At 68.0% G+C, this 26,592-nt stretch carries 28 protein-coding genes and 1 tRNA gene; 13 read left to right on the top strand and 16 right to left on the bottom strand.

The features are described 5' to 3' along the window. Positions 1–42: 42 nt before the first annotated feature. Positions 43–1,842, top strand: a complete 1,800-nt coding sequence (eccA, locus tag MJO54_RS00240) for a type VII secretion AAA-ATPase EccA (RefSeq protein WP_233428796.1) — start codon at positions 43–45, stop codon at positions 1,840–1,842. A gap of 13 nt (positions 1,843–1,855) precedes the next feature. Here eccA and MJO54_RS00235 read toward each other — a convergent pair whose 3' ends face one another. Together MJO54_RS00235 and MJO54_RS00230 are read right to left on the bottom strand one after the other, a co-directional pair. Next, the gene (locus MJO54_RS00235) at positions 1,856–2,173 is read right to left on the bottom strand and encodes a DUF2710 family protein (RefSeq protein WP_046286367.1); all 318 of its coding nucleotides are present in this window, start codon (positions 2,171–2,173) and stop codon (positions 1,856–1,858) included. Positions 2,174–2,223: 50 nt separating this feature from the next. After that, the gene (locus MJO54_RS00230) at positions 2,224–3,777 is read right to left on the bottom strand and encodes a DUF5631 domain-containing protein (RefSeq protein WP_065153601.1); all 1,554 of its coding nucleotides are present in this window, start codon (positions 3,775–3,777) and stop codon (positions 2,224–2,226) included. A 145-nt stretch (positions 3,778–3,922) separates the two neighbouring features. Between MJO54_RS00230 and MJO54_RS00225 the strand changes: the two genes are divergently transcribed. Next, the gene (locus tag MJO54_RS00225; RefSeq protein WP_165604603.1) at positions 3,923–4,081 is read left to right on the top strand and encodes a hypothetical protein; all 159 of its coding nucleotides are present in this window, start codon (positions 3,923–3,925) and stop codon (positions 4,079–4,081) included. Here the strand turns inward: MJO54_RS00225 and MJO54_RS00220 are convergent. The 5 genes from MJO54_RS00220 to MJO54_RS00200 all read right to left on the bottom strand — a co-directional run bounded on the left by MJO54_RS00220 (position 4,078) and on the right by MJO54_RS00200 (position 7,757). Continuing rightward, entirely contained in the window at positions 4,078–4,392 is a 315-nt protein-coding gene (locus MJO54_RS00220; RefSeq protein ID WP_065153602.1) for a DUF2694 family protein, read from the bottom strand. The genes MJO54_RS00225 and MJO54_RS00220 overlap by 4 nt on opposite strands. Then, positions 4,389–4,706, bottom strand: coding sequence for a type VII secretion target (locus tag MJO54_RS00215; RefSeq protein WP_065153603.1), 318 nt, complete (start codon positions 4,704–4,706; stop codon positions 4,389–4,391). The genes MJO54_RS00220 and MJO54_RS00215 overlap by 4 nt, the downstream gene beginning before the upstream one ends. Before the next feature lie 15 nt (positions 4,707–4,721). Further along, positions 4,722–6,026 carry a DUF4226 domain-containing protein gene (locus tag MJO54_RS00210; RefSeq protein WP_065153604.1) on the bottom strand — a complete coding sequence of 435 codons (1,305 nt, stop codon included), beginning with the start codon at positions 6,024–6,026 and terminating at the stop codon, positions 4,722–4,724. A 124-nt stretch (positions 6,027–6,150) separates the two neighbouring features. Beyond that, on the bottom strand, positions 6,151–6,984 hold the full coding sequence (locus MJO54_RS00205; protein ID WP_065153605.1) for a C40 family peptidase: 834 nt from the start codon (positions 6,982–6,984) through the stop codon (positions 6,151–6,153). Positions 6,985–6,986: 2 nt separating this feature from the next. After that, a complete protein-coding gene (locus tag MJO54_RS00200) occupies positions 6,987–7,757 on the bottom strand; it encodes a helix-turn-helix domain-containing protein (RefSeq protein WP_065153606.1) in 771 nt (256 codons plus the stop codon). Positions 7,758–7,906: 149 nt separating this feature from the next. Here MJO54_RS00200 and MJO54_RS00195 point away from each other — a divergent pair, with 149 nt between their 5' ends. Further along, a complete protein-coding gene (locus tag MJO54_RS00195) occupies positions 7,907–8,323 on the top strand; it encodes a WhiB family transcriptional regulator (RefSeq protein WP_046286361.1) in 417 nt (138 codons plus the stop codon). A 70-nt stretch (positions 8,324–8,393) separates the two neighbouring features. Beyond that, entirely contained in the window at positions 8,394–9,368 is a 975-nt protein-coding gene (locus tag MJO54_RS00190) for a pirin family protein (protein WP_046286360.1), read from the top strand. Between the two features lie 12 nt (positions 9,369–9,380). On the opposite strand, the gene MJO54_RS00185 is transcribed toward MJO54_RS00190, so the two are convergent. Genes MJO54_RS00185 through MJO54_RS00160 form a run of 6 tightly spaced genes read right to left on the bottom strand, consistent with a single transcriptional unit; the run spans position 9,381 to position 16,195 of the window. After that, positions 9,381–10,451 (bottom strand): NAD(P)H-dependent amine dehydrogenase family protein, encoded by a 1,071-nt coding sequence (locus MJO54_RS00185; protein ID WP_105295448.1) that lies wholly within the window; start codon positions 10,449–10,451, stop codon positions 9,381–9,383. Between the two features lie 34 nt (positions 10,452–10,485). Then, positions 10,486–11,511, bottom strand: coding sequence for an alcohol dehydrogenase catalytic domain-containing protein (locus MJO54_RS00180; protein ID WP_065153608.1), 1,026 nt, complete (start codon positions 11,509–11,511; stop codon positions 10,486–10,488). Between the two features lie 4 nt (positions 11,512–11,515). After that, a complete protein-coding gene (locus MJO54_RS00175; protein ID WP_174549806.1) occupies positions 11,516–12,301 on the bottom strand; it encodes an SDR family NAD(P)-dependent oxidoreductase in 786 nt (261 codons plus the stop codon). Then, positions 12,298–13,908: a fatty-acid--CoA ligase FadD1 gene (gene fadD1, locus MJO54_RS00170; RefSeq protein WP_065153609.1), complete on the bottom strand. Its 1,611-nt coding sequence runs from the start codon at positions 13,906–13,908 to the stop codon at positions 12,298–12,300. The genes MJO54_RS00175 and fadD1 overlap by 4 nt, the downstream gene beginning before the upstream one ends. Positions 13,909–13,916: 8 nt before the next feature. After that, positions 13,917–14,834, bottom strand: coding sequence for an alpha/beta hydrolase (locus MJO54_RS00165; RefSeq protein ID WP_052741355.1), 918 nt, complete (start codon positions 14,832–14,834; stop codon positions 13,917–13,919). Beyond that, entirely contained in the window at positions 14,831–16,195 is a 1,365-nt protein-coding gene (locus MJO54_RS00160; protein ID WP_065153610.1) for a flavin-containing monooxygenase, read from the bottom strand. The genes MJO54_RS00165 and MJO54_RS00160 overlap by 4 nt, the downstream gene beginning before the upstream one ends. 117 nt (positions 16,196–16,312) lie before the next feature. On the opposite strand from MJO54_RS00160, the gene MJO54_RS00155 reads away from it, so the two are divergent. Both MJO54_RS00155 and MJO54_RS00150 read left to right on the top strand, forming a co-directional pair. Continuing rightward, positions 16,313–16,954, top strand: coding sequence for a TetR/AcrR family transcriptional regulator (locus MJO54_RS00155; RefSeq protein WP_046286615.1), 642 nt, complete (start codon positions 16,313–16,315; stop codon positions 16,952–16,954). Next, the gene (locus MJO54_RS00150; protein ID WP_065153611.1) at positions 16,951–17,793 is read left to right on the top strand and encodes an LLM class flavin-dependent oxidoreductase; all 843 of its coding nucleotides are present in this window, start codon (positions 16,951–16,953) and stop codon (positions 17,791–17,793) included. The genes MJO54_RS00155 and MJO54_RS00150 overlap by 4 nt, the downstream gene beginning before the upstream one ends. Positions 17,794–17,798: 5 nt before the next feature. Here MJO54_RS00150 and MJO54_RS00145 read toward each other — a convergent pair whose 3' ends face one another. After that, positions 17,799–18,284, bottom strand: a complete 486-nt coding sequence (locus MJO54_RS00145) for a winged helix-turn-helix transcriptional regulator (RefSeq protein WP_046286617.1) — start codon at positions 18,282–18,284, stop codon at positions 17,799–17,801. Positions 18,285–18,379: 95 nt separating this feature from the next. Between MJO54_RS00145 and MJO54_RS00140 the strand changes: the two genes are divergently transcribed. Further along, entirely contained in the window at positions 18,380–19,081 is a 702-nt protein-coding gene (locus MJO54_RS00140; protein WP_046286618.1) for an SDR family oxidoreductase, read from the top strand. A gap of 29 nt (positions 19,082–19,110) precedes the next feature. After that, positions 19,111–19,536 carry a tautomerase family protein gene (locus MJO54_RS00135; protein WP_064890073.1) on the top strand — a complete coding sequence of 142 codons (426 nt, stop codon included), beginning with the start codon at positions 19,111–19,113 and terminating at the stop codon, positions 19,534–19,536. Positions 19,537–19,545: 9 nt separating this feature from the next. Here MJO54_RS00135 and MJO54_RS00130 read toward each other — a convergent pair whose 3' ends face one another. Further along, the gene (locus MJO54_RS00130) at positions 19,546–20,493 is read right to left on the bottom strand and encodes a helix-turn-helix transcriptional regulator (protein WP_064890072.1); all 948 of its coding nucleotides are present in this window, start codon (positions 20,491–20,493) and stop codon (positions 19,546–19,548) included. 62 nt (positions 20,494–20,555) lie between these two features. Between MJO54_RS00130 and MJO54_RS00125 the strand changes: the two genes are divergently transcribed. Beyond that, the gene (locus MJO54_RS00125) at positions 20,556–21,200 is read left to right on the top strand and encodes a TIGR03086 family metal-binding protein (RefSeq protein WP_065153618.1); all 645 of its coding nucleotides are present in this window, start codon (positions 20,556–20,558) and stop codon (positions 21,198–21,200) included. 222 nt (positions 21,201–21,422) lie between these two features. Then, positions 21,423–22,601, top strand: a complete 1,179-nt coding sequence (locus MJO54_RS00120; protein ID WP_105295447.1) for an IS481 family transposase — start codon at positions 21,423–21,425, stop codon at positions 22,599–22,601. A gap of 47 nt (positions 22,602–22,648) precedes the next feature. Here the strand turns inward: MJO54_RS00120 and MJO54_RS00115 are convergent. Beyond that, positions 22,649–22,731, bottom strand: a tRNA-Leu gene (locus tag MJO54_RS00115). A 257-nt stretch (positions 22,732–22,988) separates the two neighbouring features. Between MJO54_RS00115 and MJO54_RS00110 the strand changes: the two genes are divergently transcribed. The 3 genes from MJO54_RS00110 to MJO54_RS00100 all read left to right on the top strand — a co-directional run bounded on the left by MJO54_RS00110 (position 22,989) and on the right by MJO54_RS00100 (position 26,559). Next, entirely contained in the window at positions 22,989–24,494 is a 1,506-nt protein-coding gene (locus MJO54_RS00110; protein ID WP_105295446.1) for an FhaA domain-containing protein, read from the top strand. 155 nt (positions 24,495–24,649) lie between these two features. Further along, positions 24,650–25,117: an FHA domain-containing protein FhaB/FipA gene (locus tag MJO54_RS00105; protein WP_024442112.1), complete on the top strand. Its 468-nt coding sequence runs from the start codon at positions 24,650–24,652 to the stop codon at positions 25,115–25,117. Then, a complete protein-coding gene (locus MJO54_RS00100; protein ID WP_065152011.1) occupies positions 25,114–26,559 on the top strand; it encodes a PP2C family protein-serine/threonine phosphatase in 1,446 nt (481 codons plus the stop codon). The genes MJO54_RS00105 and MJO54_RS00100 overlap by 4 nt, the downstream gene beginning before the upstream one ends. Positions 26,560–26,592: the final 33 nt, after the last annotated feature.

The following is a 26,592-nucleotide window of genomic DNA, read 5'->3' as shown; positions in this document are numbered from 1 at the left end:
TTGAGTGACTTGCTGGCGGCCCGTCGACACTTCGATCGGGCCATGGTGAGCATGGACGGGCGCTACGGCACCCCCGACGCGTTAGCCGACTTCGTCGCCGCAACCGAGGCCGACCCCTCCATGGCCGACGCCTGGCTGGGCCGTATCGCCTGCGGCGACACCGAGCTGGACACGCTCAAGCGTCTCTACGCCAACAGCGACTGGCTGCACAAGGAGACCACCCGGCTGGGCCGGCACCTGGCCGCCCAGATCCCGCTGGGACCGTATCTGTCGATCACGGTGACCGACGCCTCGCACGTGGGTCTAGCCCTGGCATCGGCGCTGACCGTGGCCGGTGAATACGAAGGTGCCGACGCCCTGCTGGCCGACAAAGCCCTGCTCGACAGTTGGATCAACCACCAGTGGCATCAGCTCGGCCGCGCCTACCTGATGTTCGTCACCCAGCGCTGGCCGGATCTGCTGACCGTCGCCGCCGAAGAACTCCCCGACCGGGCGATCGTCATGCCCGCGGTCACCGCATCGGTGTGCGCACTGGCCGGCTATGCGGCCGCGCACCTGGGCCAGGGCCGGGTGGCACTGGATTGGCTGGACCGCGTCGACATCACCGGGCAGACGCGTTCCTCGGAACGATTCCCGGCAGGTGTGCTCACCGCGTCGCTCAACCCCAGCGAGATCCCGTTGCTGGCCGCAGATCTCGCCTATCTGCGCGGCATGGTGCACCGCCAGCTCGGCGAGGAGGACAAGGCGCAGGTCTGGCTGTCCAAGGCCGCCATCAACGGTGTGCTGACCGAGCCGGCCAAGGCCGCGCTGGCCGAACCGAATCTGCGCCTGGTGGTCACCGAAGAACAGATCATCGACAGTCGCACCGACCGCTGGGATGCGGGTTCGGCGAAGAGCCGCGCGGAACTCGACGAACACAACGCGCTGGACCGCCGCGCTGAGCTCTTGGAGCAGGGCCGTGCCGAGCTGGAGAAGCAGGTCGGTCTGGCCGAGGTCAAGCGTGCGGTCAAGGCGTTGGAGGACCAGCTCGAAATCCGTGCCATGCGACTCGAGCACGGCCTGCCCGTGGAAGGCCAGACCAACCACATGCTGCTGGTCGGCCCGCCCGGCACCGGCAAAACCACCACCGCCGAGGCGTTGGGCAAGATCTACGCCGGCATGGGTATCGTGCGCAACCCCGAGATCACCGAAGTCCGCCGTTCGGACTTCTGCGGCGAGCACATCGGATCGTCCGGGCCCAAGACCAATGAGCTGATCGAAAAGGCGTTGGGCGGAATCCTTTTCATGGATGAGTTCTATTCGCTGGTGGAACGTCACCAGGACGGGACTCCGGACATGATCGGCATGGAGGCCGTCAACCAGCTGCTGATCGCGCTGGAGAAGCACCGCTTCGACTTCTGCTTCCTCGCCGCCGGCTACGAAGACCAGGTCGATGAATTCCTGACCGTCAACCCGGGTCTGGCCAGCCGGTTCAACCGCAAGATCCGGTTCGAGTCCTACACCCCCGAAGAGATCGTCGAGATCGGTGAGCGCTACGGTTCCAGTCGGGCCACCGTGCTCAATCCCGAAGCACGCCAACGCTTCCTGGCGATGGTCACCACGATCCGCGGCTACGTCAGCCCACGCGGCGAGCACGGCATCAACGTCATGCACAACGGCCGGTTCGCCCGCAACGTGATCGAGGAAGCGGAACTGGCCCGCGACACTCGGGTGGCCGCCCAGAAACGTGCCGGGCAGCCGGTGACGATCGACGACCTCAAGACCATCACCGCCGTCGACATCGACTCCGCGGTGCGCGCCGTGTGCGACACCAAACGCGAGATGGCCGCGCTGAACTGGTAGGACTGCGGGCCGCTCAGACCGGGCTGGTGCCGTAGCGGGTCTCGAAGTCGGACTGGGCTTCCTCACGCAGTGCGGTGAAGACGTGATTGAGCCGATCCGCCAACTCGCTGTGGGTGTAATCGCTGACCACACACGGGTGCAGCGTCAGCTCGAGCAGCCGGCCGTCGGCGTTGGCCACAGCACGGACGTCGCCGAGATCAACACTGTAGGTTGTGTTCTCGGCCTCGGCGACCAGCGCTTCCCATTTCTCGGCGGCCTCACGCAGATCCCGCAACACGGACTCCACGAGGTCCTTGTCGCTGAGTTCCGCGCGGCTCTCCGCCCCCGACATTGGCTAAGTATGTCCAGCCGGCATGAACAGCGTCAATTCATCGATGCCCGTTAAATCTGTGAATCCCACGGGCCCGTGGGCGGGGCCGTGAGCGTCTGAAACCAGCTGTAGTGGTAGTTGGCCGAAACGGTGTCTCCGGTCGCCATGCCTTCGGAGGCGGCCAACAGCATGCAATTCAGCACCAAGGCGGAGTCGGAGTCGGGATACTGCGCCAACAGCTGGTAACGCATGGTGTCCAGATGCACACGTAGCAAGTCGATTTCGGCGTCGACCACCCCGGTACCGGCGGCGCCTGCCTTCACCAGGGTATTGGCCATCCGCGGCAGTCCTTCGCGCCAGTGCGTGGCCTCGCTGAGTCGCCAGCCGAGATCGTCGATGGGCTCCAGCTTGCGGGGCGCTACCGAGGTCTCGGTGACGGCGAAATCACTGGCCCAACCGAGACGGTCGCCGGGACTGTAGCTGGCCGACTCCGTCGGGTTGCCCAGCATCTCGGTGGCGGTGCCATTGCGGCGGCCGGGTTCGAGCAGTTGCACCCCATCGGGCAGCTCGATCCCGGACGGGACCCATCCGTAGGCGATGTCGGTGACCAGGCGGGTGGTGCCGTCGGCAAAGGCTCCGATGGCCCAGCGCAGTCCGGGTTCCTGACGGGCGACGAAGGCCAGTAGGCGCTGGAGTCGTTGTTCGCCGGACTCCGCGACCGTCGGCGCGACGGGTTCGGGTTCGGGTTGGGCCGCCGCGGGTGGATGCGGGGCGGTGGGAGCCGGCTCGACCGGCGGGACAACAATCGGCTCGACCGGTGGGGCAACGACCGGCTCGACCGGCTCGACCGGCGAGACGTCGATGGCTTCGGTCGGGAATGCGGCCGTCGGCGGCTGCTGGTCCTGGGCGCTGTCGATCACGGCCGTCGGCGGGGCGTATGGCTCCGAGAAGCGTTCCGGTTCCAATACCTCCGGCGTCGCGGGCACTTCGACGATCTCCGGTGCCTGCGGTGGCGTCTCGGAGGGCTCAGACGTCACCGCAGCCGGCGGCACAGTCACCGGGGGCGGATCGAGTGGTGCTACCTCAGGAACGACGGCGGCGTCGGACTTCGGCAGCCGATGCCGGGCTCGCTGGGCAGGTTTCTCCGAAGGCGGTTCGGGCGGTTCGGGCGAGCGAGGCGCTGCCACGGGCTCGACCGGGGCCTCGGCGGGGCGCACCACCGGAGCCGGGGCCGGGGCCGCGTTGAGGCTGACGTACTCCCCGCCGAAGTCCAGAGCTTCCTTGTGGAGTTGGCGCACCGTCGACTCAACCCGCAGGACGGCGAAAGCTCTGGCGACGTTGATAACCCGGGTTTCCGCGGCCTGGCGTGCCGGGCCGGCCAGATCGGAGCGACTGATGGCGTGGAGCTTCTCGTTGGCCGATTGCGCGATGCGCTGCAGATCGGCATTGAGGTAGTCGGCCAGCGGGGCGGTCTCCGGGGTGAGTGTCGCCAGCTCGGCGGGCCACAGGCCGCCGAGTACCCAGGAACTACAGTCGACAGGAGCGCTGAAGGCCGGGATCGTCAGTGATTCCCGGGCCGCGTTCCGGAGGCGCTGGCGCGCCGACCGTCGACCGAAGAGTGCCACCGCGCAAGCGTACCGTTGCCGTCCCGGCACTCTTGTCCGAATTCGTTCTCAGCGGGCTGCGTCGCCGAAGGCATTCGGGCAATCTTCCACAGCCACTGCGCGCGGTGAATTGTCAGCCCCTGGGGCGGTCGGTAGCGTGCAAATCGTGGCTGATGTCGGGTCCCCGGGCACGGGTTGTGCAGCGCAGTTGAGCGAAGTTCTCGCGTTGCTGGAGCGGGCCCGAAAGCTGTTCGGCGACATGGTGGTTGATCCCCCGGCCGACATCGCGCCCAATGCAGATGCTGCCGGAAGATGGGTGCTTTAGCCGCGGGAGTCCGTGCCCGGGTGCAATTTGTGAGCCAGCAGCCGCTCGGTAGCCACCCGCAGATCGTCAGTGGTGGGGACCGCGGCCGAGGGCACGTGCCCGGTCATGACGATCTCTCCCCGGATCTCCAACGCCGCCTTGAGAAACGAGACGTCCGCGGCCAGCACGATCGCCTCCGCAAGGCGGTTCACATCGGTGTCCATCACCGCCTCGGTGAGCACCACACTGTGCAGATAGCCGCCGCGGCATGACCGGAACAGCACATCACCACTGGGGTGGATCGCGTCGAAAGCCGGATTCGGCTCAGTCATCGGTGCCCATCGGTGAGGTGCCCGAAGGCGTTGGCGGCATCGTCTTCATTCTTGTTCCATGTCGCCACCGCGCGGTGCAGATTGTTCGAGACAGTCGAATGTTCCGTCGACTGGTCGTCGTAGCAGTCCTTGCGTGCGTCGAGCAGCGAACCGGCCGCCTGGCGAAAATCGCCGTATATCGGACCGAGCGAATTCAGGGTCGCCTGGATCCCCTCGTGTGAGGACGTGACGGTGGACAGGTAGTCCGACGCCTCTTGATGGTTGCCAGCCGCGTTGGTCAGAACGTCCTGGTTGACGTGGATCTTCTCGGGCATATTGCACCTTCCTGGCTAATCGACGATGACGGTTGGAGCCGCGTTTTTCAAGCGCATAAGGCCACCGAGCGCCCTCGCCGGCCTGGTCGCGACCGGCTCAGTGGGCGGCGCGGGCTCCTGGGCCAGGGCCGGCGGATGCTGCCAACCCAGAAATCCTGGACCACGCAGGTTCTCCACCAGGTGGACCTGCCCGTCGAGTAGCGCCTTGCCGGCACCGACAGCGAGGGCATGGCGATCGGTGAACACGGCGATGTCTCCGGGACGCAGGCTGGCCACGTCGACCGCTGCCACCACCGGTGTTCCGGGCGGCGGGACGTGCATGCCTTGGCTGCGGAACGCCTCCACGACCGACTGTCCGTCGGCGACGGCCTGCATTGCCGCAGCCAGTTGTGGGTTGGCCACGGTCGTGGTCTCGCCGTCGGGGAGCTGCACCGTGACCGGCCCGCGCTCCCCCGGCTCCTGCTCCGATGTTTCGTCGTCGGCGTCGGCGTCGGCGCCATCAAGAGGATCGGCCGCAGCCGATTCTTCAGGCAGGTCATCATCCTCAGCCGGTAAGTCGTCACGGCCCCATCCAGGCGTCGGCCCGGTGATCGGAAATCCGGACGGCATGGCGGCCGGCATGGCCCCGAAGCCCGAGCCGTCGGAACCCATGCCCGGGAACATCGGCGGCGCCCACTGCGGCAGCCGTTGCGGCGCCTCCTGGTCATCGGTCTCTGGCTGGTCATCGGCCAATAAGTCCGGGTAGGGCTCGGTGTCCGGGTCCACCGGGTCCACCGGGAACGCCTGGTCGTCCGCGGCTGGCGGCGGCTGGTGACGATCCGACGGCGCGCCGCGGTACAGCCCCGTCAACGCGGTGGCGAGCGCCTCCTTGGAGGCGTCATCGTCGTTGGTCTCTTCGACCACCTTGATGATCTGCCCGAGTCTGTCGACCAAGAACCTCTGGAATTCGCGTGCGCCCGCGGCGGTACTCAGATCCCAGGACCCTGCGGTGCCGGCAATCTCGACCTCGAGGTCGTCGAGGCGGCGCCGGCCTTCCAACGTGGTCTTGTGCGCGTGGCGCAGCGCTTCGATGATCTGCCGGTCGAAATCCGCGGCGGCTGACAGTTGCTGCGCCAGAGCCGCTTCGGCCAGCTTGATAGATTGCGCCGCCCGGCCCTGCTGTTGGTCACCGGTCGAGCCCAGATGGCTTAGAACCCTGTCGTAACCCGAGGGCGGCAACGGCAGGGTCAGGGCCGCCTGGGCCACGCGGGTGGCCTCGCCCGCGCCGCCGGCCCGTTCAATGCGGTCGATCGCATCGAGCACGTCGTCGCGGGTTGCCATCTGCTCAGCCCAACATCGCTGCGGTGGGCCGACGCTCGGGAGCTGACCGCTTCATGGCCGGTGACTGTACCGAGGCCCACCGATGCCGACAATTCACCCGAGCATCAGGTGGGGATGCCTCCGATCACGGCACCGGCCGTCGGATCGCCACATGCGCGCCCAGCGGGCTGATCTGCACGGTTGCGCCGGCGTGCGGGGCTTCGATCACCCGGTTGCCGCCGATCGCCAGCTGAACATGCCCGGTGCTGGGGAAGACCAGGTCGCCGGGTCGAATCTGGGGGCGCGGCACCGGGATTCCTTCGTAGATCTGCGTGTAGGTGGTACGCGACAGCGGCACGCCGGCCTGGCGATACGCCCACTGAGTCAGCCCCGAGCAATCGAATCGGTCGGGCCCGGTCGCACCCCAGACATAGGGTCTGCCGAGTCGCGACAGTGCGGCGCGGACCGCCAGCCCGCCCCGAGTGTTGGGCAGCCGCAACCGGTCCACGCCCACGGGTCCGCGCCGCGCTCCCCGGTATCGCAGCCGCCGCAACCTTGCGCGGTGGGCCCGCGCGCGATGCTGGGCCGACACCACGTGGGCGTGTTGGGCGCGTAGCCGGGCCACCCGCCGGCGCATCGCCTCCCGATGCGCCAACGGCGTGTTCGGGGTGAGCACCGAGTCGGCGCGGGCGGCGGCGACGACACCGTCGGTCTGCTGGCGTGCCCGGGCGTGGTCGGCGACCGCGGCGGCCAGCACCGTGGTGGCCAGCGCATCGGTGCGCGCGCTGGCCAATAACCGATCTCGCTGGGCAAGCACCGCCATCCGGTACCGGTCATGCCCGGTGCCCGTGTCGGTGTTGGCGTTGCGCTGCAACAACTCGGCGTAGTGATCCAGCGCGGATTCCAGTGACGCGGGCCGTGGTTTGCCCGCGAACAGCTCATTGGCGCGTGTCAGTAGCTCCAACTCACCGTTGCTCACTGTTATCCCCCTTCGTCGCCACCATCTGTCGCGTCCACGGATCCGTCCGCGAAGGCACGGACTCGGGCCAGCGCGCCGGGCGGGATCACGCCCCTGTTGCGGATGTCCCACATCTCTTCGGGGCCGACGCCGATCAACGCCGCGATCACCGGTTCGGGCAGCGACGACTGCGCACACGCCCGGTCGAAGCGAGCGGTCAAACTGCCAGGCATCCGTTGCAGCAGATCAGTGCGCGTCGCCTCCAGGGCCTGCAGGTGCGCCATCAGTCGGGCAGCGTGATCGGCGCCCGCGTTCACCGCCACCCGCCACGAACTGGCCGCGAGCATCTCCGCCTTCACGCACTGCGTGATCACGGAAAGAATATATGTCTCGTATTCGTCTGATGCTTCCGATGGCAGTCTTGCAATCACTGAACGCAGCGCATCGAGCTGTGCCTCGGCGTATCCCTCCAGCACTTCGGTGTCGCTGTGCCGGTCGACGACGATGGCTCCGGCGGGACGCGCGGCGGGTGCCTGCGGCCCGGTCGCGGAGATCAACTGGGCAAGTTCAGCGTCGGCGTCGTCGGCGACCAGGAGCCGAGAATAGGTGCCCGGCGGCAGGCCGAGCCCATTTTCAACCTTCTGAACTGTGCCTTTGTGCGGCTTGCGGGCGCCACGCTCGAGGTAGCTCAATCCCATGATGCTGACCCCGGTGGCCGCGGCCAGGTCGGCCAACGACCAGTCGCGCGCCTCCCGCAGTGCCCGAATGGCCGCGCCCGCCGCTTCGCGGCTCATTGTTGCGCCCCGGCCATGGACGGATCGTACACAGCCTGGCCCTTCACTACTTACATATATGTTTTTATCAACTTCTGTTGCGCTCGCCGTATTCGATCGTATACGTTTTCTTCTACGTTATTCGATCTGTTCGCGAGGAGGCCCTTCCGATGGCACCCCCCTGCTCCGCCAATCCCGAACTGTGGTTCGGCTACCCCGACGCCGACAGTGCCGATGGGGCCGCGAAGGCCCGGGCCTACGAACAGTCCTCCACCGAGGCGCGGCTGCAGTGCCTGCGACGCTGCCCACTCGCACAGCAACGCCGGTGCGCGGCGCTCGCCGTGGAGCGCGGCGAGGAGTACGGCGTGTGGGCCGGCGTGAAGCTACCCGGCGGCCAGTACCGCAAGCGGGCCGAACTCGCCCAGGCACACGCGCTGTTGCGCGCCATCGCCGCCGGCGAAGTCAACACCCGCGAGTTGCCCGACAACCAGACGCTGCTGACCAACCACGAACGCGAACAGCTGCCGGTGACAGCGACGGTTTTTCACCTGCCCGCCGGGCGGCTCGACCCTCGATCAGCGGCGTGACCACGACCGCCCACGGCACCGGTCGGTAGGATCGCCACAGCGGCATGGCGCACGGCGCGGAGGTGGACAGTTGAGCAACCTGGAGGCCACCTCGACTGAATTCGCCTGTGCGGCAACGCCCGAAGATCATATCGAGGTACTGCAACCCCGTGAGGTGCCGCTGGGCGGAGCGCGTGCCATTGAAGTCCGGCGCACCTTGCCGCAGCGCAACCGGTCACTGATCGGCGCCTGGTGCTTCGTCGACCATTACGGACCTCACGACGTCGCCGACGGCGGCATGGACGTACCCCCGCACCCACACACCGGACTACAGACGGCGACCTGGCTGTTCAGCGGGCGAGTCGAGCACCGCGACAGCGGCGGCGTGCACGCGCTGGTGCGCCCCGGTGAGTTGAACTTGATGACGGCCGGCGCGGGAATCTGCCACTCCGAGGTCTCAGTCGACCCGGAGTCGGCTCCTGTCCTGCGGGGTGTGCAGCTCTGGGTCGCCCTGCCCGACACAGCTCGCAACAGTGCCCGCGACTTCAACCATTTTGCGCCCGAACCGGTTTCGCTACCCGGCGCATCTGCGCTGGTGTTCCTCGGCGATCTGGTTGGGTACCGCTCCCCCGTCGCGACCTTCACTCCCCTGCTGGGCGCCCAACTGGACCTGGATCCGCGCACCGAGCTGGCACTCGACGTCGACCCCGCATTCGAACACGGCGTGCTGTGCGACCAGGGCGCGGTCAGCCTAGGCGGCACGGGCCTGGGTTTCGGTGAGCTCGGCTATCAAGGCCCCGGTCGCACGGTGCTGCCGCTGCGCAACACCGGCGACTCCCCCGCCCGAATCCTGGTGCTGGGCGGGGTGCCGTTTCGCGAGGAGTTGGTGCTGTGGTGGAACTTCATCGGTCGCAGCCACGACGAGATCGTTGAGTTCCGCCGACGCTGGCAAGACGAGGACGAGCAGTTCGGCCGGGTCAGCGGCTATCAGGGCCGCCTGCAACGGCTGCCCGCCCCGCCGATGCCGCCGCTGCGGCTACGGCCGCGGCGGCCCCGCGGCCGCTAGCCGATCCCGCTCTCACCGAATGGTGCCCGCTCCCGGAATCAGCGGCAGGTCCAGGGCCGTGACCCAGCCCGGCGGAAGATCATTGACCGCGGGCACCGCATTCAGCGCGCGCATCCCGGTGGCCAGGCAGCCGGCCGTCGCCGCGTCACGACCCGAGCCATCGGTGAAGTGGAACGCCGTCTCCTGCGAAATGCTCGGCGTCCCTTCGATATCGACGCGGTACACGTCGTCCTGGGTGCCCGCCGGCCAGTCGGGTGCGGCGTCTCGACCGATCCGGTTGACGTGTTCGAGTTGGATCCGGGTCTCGCCGCGGTAGATGCCGTTGATGGTGAACCGCACCGCCGCGACCTGGCCGGGGGCGATCACGCCTTTAGCGGTGGTGCGTTCGTTCGGCGTCACCCAGGTGTCCCAGGTGGTGGTGATCTCGTCCAGTTCGATCCCGGCGGCATGCGCGATCATCGGCACGGTGCCACCCCAGGCGAAGATCAGTACCTCGGGGATCTTGAGCACGGGCTGGAAGTCGGGGTCGCGGCCGATCCCCATCTCGTTCTCGTAGTCACCGGTGTAGTTGGTGTAATCCAACAGCTCGGAGGCCCGCACCTTGCGCACCTCGGCGCAGACCCCCATCAGGGTCATCGGGAACAGGTCGTTGGCGAAGCCGGGGTCAATGCCCGTTGTGAAACACGACGCTCCGCCGTCCTCGCACGCTTGGGTGATCGGCGTCAGCAGGTCCGGCGTGTTGAGCTTGAGACCGGGCCAGACCCACGGGGTCATCGCGGTGGAGCAGACGTCGATCCCGGCACGTAGGAACCGCGACATCAACGCGATGTTGTCGCCCGCGTGCGCGGCGGTCGGGCCGTAGTGCACCAGTGCGTCGGGCGCCAGGGCGATCAAAGCGTCGACGTCATCGGTGGCGGTGACGCCGATCTCGGGGATCCCGCAGATCTCACCGACGTCGCGTCCCACCTTGGCGGGATCACTGACGCCGACACCGACCAGCTCGAACAGCGGGTGTCTGACGATCTCGGGGATGACCAACTTGCCGACAAACCCGGTGCCCCAGACGACGATCCGCTTGACCATCTGACATCCTCTCGTCCCCCGGCGTCGCTTCAGGCTACGGCGTGAGCAGCACCTTCACCACGTCTCCGGACCGCGCCGCCACCGCACGATAGGCGTCGGCCGCGTCGTCCAGGGCCATCTCGGTGGTGAAGATCCCGTCCACCGACAGCCGCCCGGATTGCAGCAGCGGCACCAGCTGGGGCCACGTCTGTTGCACGGGCGCGGTGGTCATCCGCAGCGTTGCACTGCGCAGCAGAGCCGGCAACGCCGGGAACGGGAAGGGCTGCAGGTCATGCACGCCGACCACCGATACCGTCCCGCCGGGTCGTATCGCGTTCAGGGCGTCGGACATCGTGGTGTCCGAGCCGACGGCGTCGATCACCGCGTCCACACCGCGTCCACCGCTGAGCTCCATGGCCGCGGCCGTGGCCGGCGGCTCCGCCGGAGTCACACCCATCAGGGCAGCCCGTTCCCGGCGCTCACGTACCGGATCGATGCCGAGAACCGTTGCTGCGCCCAGGAACAGCGCACTACGTGCCGCACACAGACCGACCGCACCCAACCCGATCACCGCTACCGTGCCGCCGACCGGGATGTCGGCGCGCAGCGCGGCCGCCCAACCGGTGGCGAGGTTGTCGGTGAGCAACAGGGCTTCGGCGTCAAGAATCCCCTCGGGAATCCGGGCCAACTGAAAGTCGGCGCCCGGCACGGCAAGCAGCTCCGACTGAGCACCGCCCAGCAGACCCGATCCGAAGATCTGCGGGCCCGAATGACACCGGATGGGGTCGAGGGTGCCGCACCCGGCGCAGTGCCCGCAGCCCGCGACCGAGGAGACCATGACCCGGTCACCGACCCGTACGGAGTTCACCTGCGAGCCGACCTCGACGACGGTGCCGATCGCCTCGTGGCCCAACGGAACCGGGTCGGCGATCGGGTAGTCGCCTTCGTAGAAGTGCAGATCGGAACCGCAGATCGCGGTGGCGGTCACCTCGACGACGGCGCCGTCGGCTCCGGGCAGCTCGGGGTCGGGGCGGGTGTCGACTCGGATCGATCCGGGCCCATCGATTACGACACTGCGCATCGCTTCATCCTTCTAATCCTGTTGCTAACGCTTGTACTTTGCCGAGCACGTCGGGGTAGCGCTTCAGATGTGCGCCGCCGTTGACGTCGAAGGCCGACCCGGTGATCCAGCCGGCGCGTTCCGAGGTCAAGAACTCCACGGTCTGGGCGATGTCGTCGGGGATGCCGGAGCGCCCGAGCGGGGTGTTTTCGATGTACTCGTCGGTGAGCCCGGGCACCATCGCCAGGCCGGCGACCAGGGGAGTGTCCACCAGGCCGGGAGAGACCGCGTTGACCCGGATGCCGCGCGGGCCCAGCTCCAGGGCGGCCACTTGGACCAGCATCAGCACTCCGGCCTTGGCGCTGCAGTACGCGGCCATCGTGGTGCCGGGCTGACGCCCGTTCAGCGAGGAGATCGCGACCACGCTGCCGCCGTCTTCGAGATTGCGGGCCGCATGTTTGATCACCAGCATGGTGCCGGTGAGGCAGACATCGATGGTGGTCTGCCAACCGGACAGCTCGATGTCGGCGATCGGGCCGATGATCGACAGGCCGGCGCAACTGACCACCGTGCGGAGCGGTCCGGCCTCGCGGGCGACCGCGAAAGCCGCTGCGACACTGGCCTCGTCGGTCACATCCGCGACGACGGCGGTGGCCATACCGGCGAGCTCGGCGGCGCGGGCACGGGCGGCTTCCTCGTTGATGTCGGCGATCACCACATGGTCGCCGCGGGCGACCAGGGCGTGCGCGGTGGCCAACCCGATCCCGGAAGCGCCGCCCACGATCAGGGCCACGGGCCTTTGAGCCGTCATCGTCGCGCTCCCGTCGTCGTGGTGGTTCGGTAGGTGCGCTCTCGTTCGGGACGCTCCCACAGGTTGTCTGCACCGACGTCGGTACCGTCGGCGACCAACACACGTTTGAGGATCTTGTTGGTTGCCGTCGAGGGCAGTTCCTCGGTCAGCCGGACATAACGTGGCCAGGCCTTGGGGGAGAGGTCCTCTTGAGAGACAAGGAAATCGGCGAACTCGCCCTCGGTCAGCCGGGCGCCGTCGCGCAACACCAGGGCGGCCATCACCTGATCGCCGACGTTACCGTCCGGCACGGCGTACACCGCGGCCTGGTTGATATCGGGGTGGCGCATCAGGATCCGCTCGATCGGCGCCGCCGCCAGGTTCTCGCCGTCGACCCGCATCCAGTCGGCGGTGCGCCCGGCCAGGTAGATCCAGCCGTCGGCGTCGGCGTAGGCGAGGTCGCCTGACCAGTACATGCCGTCGCGCATACGGTCCGCGGTGGCCTGTTCGTTGTTGTAGTAGCCCGAGAAGAAGCCCGACCCGGCGGTGTTGACCAGTTCGCCGATCGCCTCGTCGGCGTTGATCAACGCACCGTGCTCGTCGAAGACCGCGGGGGGGCACTCGCTGACGGGATCGCTCTTGTAGATGGCGACGCCGGGGAATCCGCGTCCCACCGAACCGGGCGGGGTGCCTTCGTCACGGGTGATGGTGACGGCGTTCTCGGTGGAGCCGAAGGCGTCGACCACGTGGACACCGAACCGGCGGGAGAACTCGCCGATGTCACGTTCGGAGGCCTCATTACCGAAGGCGACCCGAAGCGGATTCTCGGCGTCATCGGGCCGCTCGGGATGCGCCAGTAGGTAGGCGAACGGTTTACCGACGTAGTTCATATACGTGCCACCGTAGGCGCGGATGTCGGCCAAGAACCGCGAAGCCGAGAATTTCGCCGGCGCCATCGCCGCACCGGCGGCCACCGCCGGACCGAAGCCGGCCGCGATCGCATTCGAATGGAACAACGGCATGGACAGGTAGACGACGTCGTCGGCGCCCAACTCGAATCGCTCGGTGAGGCTCTGCCCGGCGACCAGCACCATGAAGTGGCTGACCAGAACGGCTTTCGGGTCCCCACTGGTGCCCGAGGTGAAGATCAGCATGAATGGGTCCAGCGGCCCGACCTGCCGATGCGGCTGCAGTACCCCGGCATCCGCGCACTCGCTGGCCCAGGCCGGGTCGTCGACGTCGATGACCGTAACGCCGGGCAGCTCGAGTCCCTGCAGCAACGCGCGATGTTCGGCATCGACGAGCAGGAGCTGTACATCGGCGGTGCGCAGATCCCCGGCGAGTGCCGAGCCGCGGCGGGTGTCGTTGACCCCGCACAGGACGTAGCCGCCCAGCCCGGCGGCGGCGAGCGCGGTGAGCATCGCGGGGGTGTTGCCCAGCAGGGCGCCGACGTGCATCGGCCGGTCGGCGTCGGCGCGGGCGAGCACCGCGGCCCCGTGGCGGGCCGCGCGGACGAGGTATTCCCGCCAGGACCAGCGGATCTGCTCGCCTTCGGCGTCGTTGTAAAGCACCGCCAGACCGGTGTCACCGATGCGTTCGGCAAGCAGCTGCTGCATGGTTTCCGCCATCAGACCTCCTAACCCGTGACCGTAGCGGTCGCGCCGGCCAGGTGCCGGGCCAGAAACGCGATCTGGTGCTCGACGACGTGATCGAACCAGTCGCCACCCGCGAAGACGTCGAAGTGATCGCAGGGGTAATGCCGCACTTCGGCGCGGGCGGCGAACGCCGCCTTGGCGGCTGCCTGCGGGGGAGCGCCCCGGTCGAAATCGGCTATCTGCACCAGGAGCGGGCAGGCGATGGCCTCGGCGTGCTTGGCCGCCGGACGGTAGCCGCCGAGCTGCACGCCGACCTGGGCATCGATCTCGTTACGCCAGGTCGGGCCGGCCATCGCGGTGTAGGCCGCGTGGTAGCCGTCGGCGGTCAGGGTGGCCAGCTCCCCGGGGAGGCCCACCAGGGGGATGGTCGCCGGCGGGCCGCCGAACCGTTGGGCCAGCGCACTGCGCCAGCCCGTTGCCGTTGAGCGCAGCATCGCTGCCGGGCGATGGTGGGGCAGGGCCGCCACCGCGGCGGCCGGCCCGCTGACCAGTGGTGTCAGCGCGATGGCGGCGGCGACACCGGGCGTGGTGGCGGCCACCTCGAAAACATGCCCGCCGCCCAGCGACACTCCCCACACCACGATCCGGCGAGGATCGACGCCGGGCTGCTCAGCCGCGGCCGAGCATGCCGAGCGGAAGTCGTCGACCTGCTCTTGCATGGAGATCCGTTGGCGCGGTTGCGCTTCGGAGGCACCGAAATATCGGTAGTCGAAAGCAAAGGCGGCGAAACCGGCTTCGCTGAGTCGTTCGGCGAACGGGATCAGACCGGAGTCGACGGTGCCGCCCAACCCGTGGCCGAGCACCACGACCGGGGCGCCGTCGCCGTCGTATTGCGCGGCCGGGAAGAACTGCCCGACACACGTGGCGCCGCCACTGCCGAATCGGATGGTCGCGCTCATGCGGATGCCTCCATCTCCCGCACGCCGGCCCAGCCGGGCACGCCGAGTTCGGCGGCGCGTCGGGTGCCGCGCGGGATCTCCGCGGTGCGCATGTCGTGTTCGTAAAGGAAGTAGTCGAGTTGCTGGGTGTGGCGCGGGGTGTCGAGCATGTGGCCGGTGTACTTGCGCCGGTCCGCCTCGATCACCCGGCGCATTTCGGCGACCGACGGCAGCCGATAGCGACCGGCCGCGTAGGCGCCGATGAGGCGGGCCTGGGATTCGACGAACGGGAACAGCGTCGGGGTGGCTTGGGCGAATCCGGCGAACACCAAGTCGTCGATGCCCGGATAGAACATCCGCTTGTACAGGTCGATTCGATTGCCTGGTGCGCTGATGAACTCCGGGTCGAAGAACGGGAAGGTGATGTTGTAGCCGGTGGCGTAGATGATGACGTCGAATTGGCCGCTGGTGCCGTCGGTGAAGTGGACGGTATCGCCGTCGAGCCGGCTGATGTTGGGTTTGGGGATGACGTCGCCAGACCCCAGACGCAGCGGCAGTTCCACCGATTGGGTGGGATGCGCTTCGAAGAACTTGTGGTTGGGGGTGGGCAGCCCGAGGTCCTCGGGGCGCCCGGCGATGATCGGCTGTGCCCATTGAGCGACTTTGCGCTGCCAGGAGAACGGTAGATACGGGCTGGTCCGGAAGTACTTGTCGGCGGGCTTGCCGGCCAGATACTTCGGCACGATCCAGGCGCCCGAGCGAGTAGACAAGGTCAGCTCGTTGTCCAGCGCCTTCGACGACAGTTCGACGGCGATGTCGGCGGCACTGTTACCCAGGCCGACCACGAGGATCCGCTTTCCGCTGAAGTCCAGCGGCGTCTTGGGGTCGATGTAGTGGTGCGCGTGCAACGTCTCCCCGCTGAATTCGCCGGGAAAGTCCGGCAGGCGCGGATCCCAGTGGTGCCCGTTGGCGACGACCAACAGGTCGAAGCGACGGCGCCCGCCGCCGGCCAGTTGCAGCTCCCAGCCACCGCCGGGCAGCCGCTGGGCGTGGGTGACCTCGGTTTCGAACTCGATGTTGCGTTTGAGCTCGAACGCCGCGGCGTAGGACTCGAGGTACTCCTTGACCAGCGTGTGGTGCAGAAAGTCGGGGTAGTGATCCGGCATGGGGAAGTCGCGGAACGACAGCTGGTGCTTGGAGGTGTCGATGTGCAGCGACCGGTAGGCGCTGGAATGTCCGTTCGGGTTGCCGAAGGCCCAGTTGCCACCGATTCGGTCGGAGGATTCGAAGCAGATGTAGTCAATCGCGTAGTCGCTCAGCATCTTTCCTGCGGTCAGGCCGCTGATGCCGGCACCGATGATCGCGGTGCGGGGTGAGGGCATGGGGAACCTTCCGAGATCCGAGGTAGACAGGTTTGCAGAAGTGTCTACGTGACGCGTCGCTATAGTACACAGATCTTCAGATGTGTCTACCCCGTTGTTAGGATTACCGACCAGGAGGTGGCCGTGAACGCAACGTCAGCGTCGCCCGCGTCCCCGTCGACAACGGATCGGCTTCTCGATGCGACCGAGAAACTCCTGGCCGACAAGGGGATTCGGGCGACGACGATGATCGATGTCGCCCAGGCAGCGGGGGTGTCCCGGGCCTGGCTGTACCGGAATTTTCCGGATAAGCCGACACTGGTCGGCGCGGCGATCATTCGGCTCATCGAGACCAGCTGGGCGCAGACCCGCGCCGAGCTGTCGACACTCACCGACTTCGAGGACCAGCTGGTGGCCGGCGTCCAGATCGGCCGCCGCGCCTACGACGATCCCGGCACGCTGCTGATGCGGCTGCGCACCGCCGAACCGGAGGAGTTCACCGCGTGTGCCGGAACCGGGGTTCGCGGTTTAGTTCCCGATCTCGCGGGGTTCTGGCTTCCGTTCCTGGCGGCCGCGGCCGCGAGCGGCGACATTCACCCCGACACCGATCTGCCCGAGGCCAGTGAATGGATCGCTCGGGTGATGATCAGTTTCGGCAGTGTCCCGGGAAACCACATGGACCCCGACGATCCGGCGGCCGTGCGGCAGCATCTACGCCGCTATGTGCTGCCGGCGCTGCGTCAGGCGCCGACGGCTGCAACACCGAAGGGACAGCGATGACGGAATGGTTCTTGTACCTGCCGCAAACCAGAATCGGCCTCGCCGACCTGGTGTCGCGGGCCCAGGCGGCGGAGGCGTCCGGCTTCGACGGTGTCGCGTTCCTCGATCACCTGGACACCCCGATGGACCCCGCTTCGCCGCTATGGGAGGCGATGACAGTGGCCACCTGGGTGGCCGCCCACACCGAACGGATCAAGGTCGGCCACGTGGTGTTGTGCGACGGGTTCCGGCACCCGGCGGTGCTGGCCAAACAGGCGACCACCTTGGCCGAGGCCACCGGCGGACGGTTCGAACTGGGGCTGGGTTCCGGCTCGATGCCCGACGAGCTGGTCAAGTACGGCATCACCACCGCCGGCCCCCGGCAACGCGTCGATGCGCTGGGGGAGACGCTTGCGCTGTTGGGTCAGTACTGGAACACCGCGGGGGAGCGGGCGCAGACTCCCGCGCCGACCCAGCCGATCCCGCTGGTGCTCGGGGGTGTTGGCCCGCGGATGCTCGAGCTGACCCGTCGGTACGCCGACTGGTGGAACCTGCCGGCGACGCATGTGCACAAGTTGCCCGAGCTGCTGCCCTTGATCGGCTCTGCCCGCGCCTCGGTCCAACAGATGGTCGGTTTCGCCCGACGCGGCCAGGACGTGGCGGCGGTGTCGGAGACGGCGCAGCGGCGGTTCGGCCGGCTGGGCTCGGGTCTGGTGTGCGGTGACGCGGCGACGCTGATCGACCACTTCCGGAAGCTTGAAAGCCAAGGGGCACAACGGTTCTACGTGTGGTTCGCTGATTTCGCGCCACCAGAGTCGATCGCCGAGTTCGCCGAGACGGTGATCCGGGCGAGTCACTGAGTTCGTCAGCGTGATCGGCGCGGTGCGTTCCAGCGGATCTCGATGTCGCCGGCGTCGGTTACCGGCCCCTCCAGATCGTCGGTGACGCGAACGCCCACCCGCCTCTTGGTGTTCGCGTCGACGAAGCTCAGTGGCGGCGTCCCGTCCTGGAGATACTTGTCACCCCACTGCATCAGCGACAGGAAGACCGGCAACAGATCTTCGCCGGCGGGCGTCAGCCGATACTCGTCGCGGACCCGCTGCCCGGATTCCTGGTAGGGCACCCGGCGGATGATCCCGGCGGCCTCGAGCTGCTTGAGTGCGCGCGACACCGCCGGCGCCGAGGCGCCCAAACGCGCGGTGAAGTCCTCGAAGCGACTGGTTCCGTAGAAACATTCGCGCACCACCAGGAACGCCGTCTTGGTGCTCAGCACATCGAGCAGCCGGGCCACCGAACACGCATCGCCGGCCGACCACCGTGTGCGGTCGCGCAACCGAGGCTCGAACTCCATGTCAGCCAGCCTACGTGACTAACACTTGCGTTATCCAGCGCGGCGTGCTTTGCTCTTACTAACGAGGGCGTTAGTCAGCAAGAGAGGATCCGGAAATGGTTGCAGTACAGGGAAAGGTCGCGGTGGTCACCGGCGGACGGCGCGGACTGGGCGCAGCCCTGGTCGACGAACTCTTGGCGCGCGGAGCCCGCAAGGTCTACTCGACCGCACGCACCGCATTCACCGATGAGCGGCCGAAGGTGGTGCCACTGGCACTGGAGGTCGGGTCCCCCGAGTCGGTTGCGGCCCTGGCCGAGACGGCCGGCGATGCGGAGCTGGTGTTCAACAACGCGGGCGTGCTGCTGCCGGACCCACTGCTGACCGGCTCCTTCGAGCGGATCACCGAAACCTTTGACGTCAACGTCTTCGGGCCGCTGCGCCTGGCGCGGGCGTTCGCGCCGATCCTGGCGGCCAACGGGGGAGGGGCGCTGGTCAACATGCACTCGGTGCTGTCCTGGATGGCCGGCTACGGCGCCTACGGTGCGTCCAAAGCCGCCGCCTGGTCGGTGACCAACTCCCTGCGCATCGAACTGGCGGCGCAGCACACGCAGGTGGTCGGCATCCACGCCGGCTTGATCGACACCGACATGGTCTCCGCTCTGGACGCCCCCAAGGTGACGCCGGGCGAGGTGGCGCGGCGCATCCTCGATGGCGTCGAGTCCGGTGCCGTCGAGGTGCTGGCCGACGACATCAGCGGGAGCGTCAAGGCCGCGCTGTCCGGTCCGGTCGAGAACCTGTCGGGCGACCTGACGCACTGAGCGCACTCAATCAACCAAGGAGTACCGCCATGCCGCTGTGGACAATTCACCACACCCCGGGCATCTTCAACGCCGAGACCAAGCGCGCGCTGGCCGCCCGCATCACCGAGCACTACGAGAGTGCCGGGCTGCCGCGCTTCTATGTGGTCACCCTCTTCCAGGAGACCGCGCCGGAGGACTTCTACGTCGGGGGTGAGCCGACGCCAGTGGGCATTCGCGTGGTCATCGACCACATCGCCCGGCACGCCCACGACACCGAAGGCCGGCGGCGGATTGCTGAATGGATCAATCAGATCCTTACTCCCACGCTCGAGCGGCACCCGGGCGTGCACTCGGAATTCCACGTCGACGAGACCAGCGAGGAACTGTGGATGATCAACGGGCTCGTTCCACCGCCGGGCGGATCGGATGCCGAGAAGCGCTGGGCCAAGGAGAACGTCGTGTCGACGTACTGAGGCGGGCGCTCATCGGTACCGCGCCGCCAGCGCGGTACCGATGGCGGCCAAATGATCACGCACGCCCTGCGGGCCGGTCACCTCGAGCCATTCGACGAGCCCGGCGAGTTGACCGGCGAGGGCGTATTCATTGTGGCCGCGAATCACGACCTCGATCCGGCCATCGGGCGTGGAACCGCCCACCTCAAGGCGGCCCCCGAGCATCATCCGGAGCAGGCCGAGCCCGTCGGAAACGCACAGGGCCTGGATTTCGATCGGCGTGCGCTTGCGGTCGACCTCGTCGGCGATCTCGCGCCAGCTCTGCGCAAGGTCGAATCCCTGGGGCCGCTGCACGGGGTCGTCGGTGAACTGGACCGACGAGACCCGGTCGATCCGGAAGGTCCGTCGACCGGCCTCCGTGTGGGAGACCAGATACCAGGTCGGGCCCTTGGCGACGATGCCCAAGGGGTGAACGGTTCGCTCGGTCTCGGAGCCTTGGCGGTCGACGTAGCCGAGCCGTATCTGGACGCCGCGGATCACCGCCTCTTGTAGGTCGTCGAGAAACTGCGGCGGCCTCGGCACCACCTCACTGGCCCCCCAGTGCCGTGGATCCACCACCAGTGATGTCGCGGCGGCCTCGGCTTGCTCCCGGAAGGGCTCGGGCAGCGCGCGGACGAGCTTGCGCAGGGCGGCCTTGACTTCCGGGGTTGCCGTCGACGCGGGTCCGGCGACGAGAAACAGGGCGCGGGCCTCGCTCGCAGTCAGCCCTGAGAGGTCAGTTCGGGCGCCGCCCAGCAGGCGCCACCCGCCCCCTCGCCCCTGCATGGAGTAGACCGGGACCCCGGCGACGCTGAGCGCTTCGAGGTCGCGGCGGGCGGTGCGCTCGGACACCTCCAGTTCCCGGGCGACCTCCAGCGCGGTGACCTGCTTGCGTTGTTGCAGCAGCAGGAGGGTGGCCACCAGCCGATCAGCTCGCACCCCAGCAGACTGGCACACAAACCGGCCACTAGGTGTCCGGTTATGGCCACAACAATGGCGCCATGACCACACCGACCAGTTCCCCCGCAGCCCCTCCCACCGACCCCCGGCCCCTTCTCGACCGCGCCGTTGCCACCGCTGGCGCCGTTATCGCCGGCGTCCGCTCTGACCAGTTCGCTCACCTGACGCCCTGCACCGAGATGGACGTGCAGACCATGCTGGCTCACCTGGTCGCCGTTCTTGACCGCATTGCCGCGCTCGGCAACGGCGAGGACCCCTTCGCCGTCGCCGAACCACAGGTGTCCGACGACCGTTGGGCCGACGCGTGGCAGGAGTCCGGCAGACGCGCCGCCGACGCCTGGAGCGATGACGCCGTCCTCCACCAACCCATGGCGCTGCCGTGGATCCAGGGCAGCGGCGCCGACGTCTTGGCGTCCTATCTCTCCGAGATCACGGTCCACACCTGGGACCTCGCAGCGGCGACCGGCCAGCAGCCCGACTGGGACGACACAGTGGTCGCCGCCGCGTTGCACTCGGCGCACCGGATCCTGCCGGCCGAGAACCGACGGGCGCTCTACGCGCAGATCTCGGCCGCGATGGGCCTGGAAGAGGTGGCCATGCCGTTCGCCGAAGCTGTCCCCGTTCCCGACGACGCCCCCGCCATTGACCGGCTCATCGCCTGGAACGGCCGCGATCCGCTCTGGTGATGCGGAGGGAATGCTGACGGGCAGCGACAAGAGAGGGCTCCTCATCGCCGCCGCCATTCGGCTCAACGAAACAGAAAACCCCGGCCATAGCGGCCGGGGTTTTCCTCACACTGTGGGCGAAGGGGTGTGTGGATTCACGACATAGGTGACAGATGAGTCGTGACATGGGTGACACCTGCAGTGATGGCTGCTGAGTCGCGTCATAGGTGACAGTCATGGGTCATGTCCAAAGCGCGCGTGGCCGTCCTAGAAGTCCTCAGCGGAAACCTGTCGGTGACTGCTGCAGCCCGCATCTACGGGCTATCCCGCCAACACCTCTACCGCCTGCTGACCCGCTACCGAACCGGTGGCCTCGATGCGCTCGAACCCCGCTCTCGGCGCCCCGCTAGCAAACCCCGCAGGATCTCCGATGAGGTCATCGCCGCCATCGTGCTACGCCGCGAAGAACTCACCGCCGAAGGCCTCGACGCCGGCCCCCTCACCCTGCAAAACCACTTGGCCCGCCAAGGCCTGCCAGTGCCGTCGACCTCCACGATCCGGCGCATCCTGCACCACCACGGCCTGATCACCCCCCAACCCCGCAAACGCCCCCGCAGCTCCTACCACCGCTTCGCCGCCGACCAACCCAACCAATGCTGGCAATCGGACTTCACCCACTGGAGCCTCGCTGATGGCACCGACACCGAAATCCTCAACTGGCTCGACGACCACTCCCGCTACCTACTGGCGTGCACCGCCCACCGCCGCGTCAGCGGCCCCGACGTCGTCGCCAGCTTCACCGCCACCAGCCTCGAATTCGGGTTGCCCGCAGCCACACTGACCGACAACGGCAGTGTTTATACCTCTCGATTCACCGGCGGCCACAACGACTTCGAACGACTCCTGGCCGCCCTAGGCATCACCCAAAAGAACGGGCACCCCGGCCACCCCCAGACCCAGGGAAAAATCGAGCGCTTCCACCAAACCCTCAAACGCTGGCTGGGCGCACGCCCCCGCCCCGCCACCCTGGCCGAACTCCAAAAACTCCTCGATGTCTTCCGGGTCATCTACAACACCGAACGCGGCCACCGTGCCCACCCACAGCACCTCACCCCCGAACAGGCCTACCTCGCCCGTCCCAAAGCCACCCCCGGCAACCAACCCAGCGCCGCCGTCCGGCTGCGCGCCGACGTCGTCGACCAGTTCGGCAAACTCACCCTGCGCCACGGCAGCCGCCTACATCACCTCGGCATCGGGCGCGCCCACGCCGGCACCCCCGTGCTGATCCTGATCGCCGCCACCACCGTCACCGTCATCAGCAAAACCGGCCACCACGTCATCGCCAGCCACCACATCGACCCCGACCACAACTACTGGCCCAACAAACAGAAAAACCCCGGCAAAAGCCGGGGCAATCTGTAACCAATGACGCGACTCATGTGTAACCCATGACCCGACTCATCACACTGTGGGCGAAGGGGGACTTGAACCCCCACGTCCCGAAGGACACTGGCACCTGAAGCCAGCGCGTCTGCCATTCCGCCACTCGCCCGAGCAACCGGGGGAGCGTATCACGGGCCCCCCGCCCCCTTAAAAATCGGCTCCGGACCTGCAGCGCCGACCGCCTGGCCTCCACCCGAGCCGCCGTGACCCCTTCGTGACCTGGTCTTATCCGATTCTCCGCCGTAGAAGGGTGCCGCCCTGGCACCCCGGGTCGATACCATGTCCAGGGCGGATGCAGCTGAGCGACACGCCGCAGCAGCGTTCCCGATAGGGCTAGTGACGGCGGAGAGTAAGGCGGGTAGCAGCTTGGACAGCCAGCGCGGGCTGGTTCATCGCATCGAGCGCAAACTCGAATCCGCTGTGGAGGATGCGATGGCCCGGGTCTTCGGAGGGGAAGTCCTCCCCGAGGAAGTCGAGGCTGCGCTGCGCCGCGAGGCCGCCGCCGGGGTGCGCTCCCTGGCCGGAAATCAACTTTTGGCGCCCAACGAATACGTCATTACCCTCGGTAGGGACGACTACGAGAAGGTGGGCGCCGACCGGGATCTGACGTCGACGGCATTCGCCCGCCATCTGGCCGGCTACATCGGCGAACAGGGGTGGCAAACGTATGGTGATGTGGTTGTCCGGTTCCAGCATTCGCCGAGCCTGCGAACCGGCCAGGTCCGCGCACGCGGCGGCGTCAACCCTGACGCCAGCCCCCACGAGACGCTCAACGAATCCCGCCCGCCACAATCAGTTCATGCGTTTACCGCAGAATCAGGAGTGCCACCGATGACCGATAACCCGAGCTACCGCGGCGCCCACGGGCAGGATCGTCCCGGCGACGAGTACTACGACCCCCGCTACGGGCGGCCCGGCGACGATGCTCGCGGCGGTCAGGACCCCCGTGGCCCCTACGCTCCCGAACCCGACCACTACCAGCAGGAGCAGCGCGGCGGCTACCCCGATCAGGGCCAGGGCGGCGGCTACGCTCCGCCGCGTCGGCCCGAGCAGGGCGGCTACCCCGAGCAAGGCGGCTACCCGGAGCAGGGTGGCTACCCCGGCCAAGGCGGCGGCTACGCCCCTCCCGCCCCTCCCGCCCCGCCGGCCCAGCCCTACGAGCAGCGTCCGCCCAGCGGCTACGGCGCTCCCGCCGGCTACGAGCAGGGCTACCCCCAGCACCAACCTCCGGCACCGGCCTACCCGGCCGGCGGCCAGCCCGGCTACGGCTACGGCGAAGCCCCTCCGGCCCGCCAGGACGACTACTCCTACCCCGAGGGCCAGTACGAGCAGCGCCCCGCCTACCCCGACCAGGGTGGGTATGACCAGGGAGGCCAGTCCTACGGCCGCCAGGACTACGGCCAGCCCGGGTACGGCTACGGCGAGGCAGCTCCGGCTCCCGCCGGTTACGACTACGGCCAGCCCGCACCCGGCGGCTACGGCGAGGGTCAAGGCACCCAGGGCGGCTACGACTACGGTCAGCAGGCTCAGGGCGGTTACGGGGAGGCTCCAGGAGGCGGCTACGGCCAGCGCGCCTACTCCGCACCCGCCTCGGTCACCCTGCAGCTCGACGACGGCAGCGGCCGGACCTACCAGCTGCACGAAGGCGCCAACGTGGTCGGCCGCGGCCAGGACGCCCAGTTCCGGTTGCCCGACACCGGGGTGTCGCGCCGTCACCTTGAGATCCGCTGGGACGGCCGGGTGGCCCTGCTGTCGGATCTGAACTCGACCAACGGCACCACGGTGAACAACGCCCCCGTCCAGGAGTGGCAGCTGGCCGACGGCGACGTCATCCGGCTGGGTCACTCCGAGATCATCGTCCGGGTCCACTAGGCGCGGCGGCAGCGTCCACTCGAGGCGACAATCCCATCCAGCAAAGCGCTGCCGCTTTGCCCTACGGCCCCCCGCGCCCAAGTATCGTGACTTTGCCGAAGTGCTCCGCCGTCAGGAGCACGCCATGGGCTGCGCGACAACGGAGAGGACGCCGGATGCAGGGACTGGTGCTGCAGCTGACGCGAGCCGGTTTTTTGACGTTGTTGTGGCTGTTCATCTGGTCCGTGCTGCGGATATTGCGGACCGACATCTACGCACCCACCGGCGCGGTGATGGTCCGCCGTGGGCTGTCGATCCGTGGCGTGCTGCTCCCGCCGCGCCAGCAACGCACCACCGCACGGCATCTGGTGGTGACCGAAGGACCGCTGACCGGGGCGCGCATCGCGCTCAGCGACCAGCCGGTTCTGGTGGGCCGCGCCGACGACTCCACGCTGGTACTCACCGACGATTACGCCTCCACCCGGCACGCGCGGCTGTCTCAGCGGGGCACGGAATGGTATGTCGAAGATCTGGGTTCGACCAACGGGACCTACCTTGACAGGGTGAAGGTGACCACTGCGGTACGGGTTCCAGTCGGCACGCCGATACGAATCGGCAAGACCGCGATCGAGCTCCGCCGGTGAGCCTGGTTCTGCGGTACGCCGCCCGTAGCGACCGCGGTCTGGTGCGCTCCAACAACGAGGACTCCGTCTACGCCGGTGCCCGGCTGTTGGCGTTGGCCGACGGCATGGGCGGGCACGCGGCCGGTGAAGTCGCGTCGCAACTGGTGATCGCCGCACTGGCGCACCTCGACGATGACGAGCCCGGCGGCGATCTGCTGGCGAAGCTGGAAAACGCCGTGCAAGAGGGCAACGCGGCCATCGCGGCCTATGTCGAAGAGCACCCCGAGCTCGAAGGCATGGGCACCACGCTGACCACGATCCTGTTCGCCGGCCCCCGGCTGGGGCTGGCCCACATCGGCGACTCCCGCGGCTACCTGCTGCGCGACGGCGAGCTCACCCAGATCACCAAGGACGACACCTTCGTACAGACCCTGGTCGACGAAGGCCGCATCACCTTGGAGGAGGCACACAGCCATCCGCAGCGCTCGCTGATCATGCGCGCCCTGACCGGCCATGAGGTGGAGCCGACGCTGATCATGCGCGAAGCGCAGGCCGGCGATCGCTATCTGCTGTGCTCCGACGGTCTGTCGGACCCGGTGAGCACCGAGACCATCCACGAGGCGCTGGAGATCCCCGACGTCAACGACTGCGCGCTGCGGCTCATCGAGTTGGCGCTGCGCGGCGGCGGGCCGGACAACGTCACGGTGGTGGTGGCCGACGTCGTCGACGTCGACTACGGCCAGACCCAGCCGATCCTGGCCGGGGCGGTCTCCGACAGCGACGACGACCATGTGATCGCCCTCAACACCGCCGCCGGGCGGGCGTCGGCGATCTCCCCGCGCAAAACGGTCGCCAAGCGCGTGCTGCCGCGTATCGAAACGCCCGACCGCCCACCTCGCTCCCGGCGGCGCAAGTTCATCGTCGCAGCGCTGCTGCTGGCACTGCTGGGTGCCGGGCTGCTGGTCGGGCGCGCGGTGGTGCGCACCAACTACTACGTCACCGCCTATGGCGGCACGGTGGCGATCATGCGCGGTGTGCAGGGATCCATCCTGGGCGTGCCGCTGCAGGAGCCCTACTTGCTCGGCTGTCTGGACAGCAAGGGCGAGTTGGTGCAGATCAGCTTCAAGCAGTCCGGCGACAAATTGGCCTGCCGACTGATGACGCTGCAGGACCTCCGCCCGCCGGCCCGCCAACAGGTCAGCAACGGGCTGCCCGCCGGCACCCTCGACGACGCGATCACCCAACTGCGCAATCTGGCCCGCGATTCCCTGCTGCCGCCGTGCCCGCACGGCACCACCACCGGCAGCAACTCGACGCCGTCGCGCACGCCGGCCCCTGGTCTGGTCCCGACCGGTCCGCGGCCCGGCCCACCGCCCCCGTCCGGAAAGTCGCGTCTGCCCACCCTGACCAACCTGCCGCCGGCACCTCCAGAACCGGGGACCGACTGCCGGGCGGCCTCATGACCCGCGCCGGCGACGACGCAGAGCGGAGCGTGC

It is taken from the genome of Mycolicibacter virginiensis, from assembly GCF_022374935.2.
Taxonomy (GTDB): Bacteria; Actinomycetota; Actinomycetes; order Mycobacteriales; family Mycobacteriaceae; genus Mycobacterium; species Mycobacterium virginiense.
This window is presented reverse-complemented; position numbering and strand designations above follow the sequence as displayed.